Origin of the sequence: Vibrio sp. MM46 (assembly GCF_027587135.1) — a bacterium.
GTDB classification, from domain to species: domain Bacteria; phylum Pseudomonadota; class Gammaproteobacteria; order Enterobacterales; family Vibrionaceae; genus Vibrio; species Vibrio harveyi.
On sequence record NZ_JAPPTO010000117.1, the window covers coordinates 1 to 366 of the forward strand.

At 44.5% G+C, this 366-nt stretch carries 2 tRNA genes; both read left to right on the top strand.

Features of this window, described 5'->3' with window-relative positions:
* Window positions 1–85: 85 nt before the first annotated feature.
* Window positions 86–161, top strand: a tRNA-Ala gene (locus OH459_RS28195).
* 40 nt (window positions 162–201) lie between these two features.
* Window positions 202–277, top strand: a tRNA-Glu gene (locus tag OH459_RS28200).
* Window positions 278–366: the final 89 nt, after the last annotated feature.

Here is a 366-nt window from a genome sequence, read left to right on the forward strand (position 1 = left end):
TCACGATGAGTGTCCACACAGATTGATATGGTTTAGATTTCAGAGCAAAGATTGGTTCTGCATAAAATGCTGAAGCGATTTATGTGGGGCTATAGCTCAGCTGGGAGAGCGCTTCGCTGGCAGCGAAGAGGTCATCGGTTCGATCCCGATTAGCTCCACCACTAGCTATATTGTTTTGTATTTTGCAAAGCATTCTACAGTGTCCCGTTCGTCTAGAGGCCTAGGACACCGCCCTTTCACGGCGGTAACAGGGGTTCGACTCCCCTACGGGATACCATCTTTAAACATTCTCTCTTGAGAGTTTTTAAAAATGGTTACTTCATTAGAAGTGATTAGCTCTTTAACAATTTGGAAAGCTGACAAAAC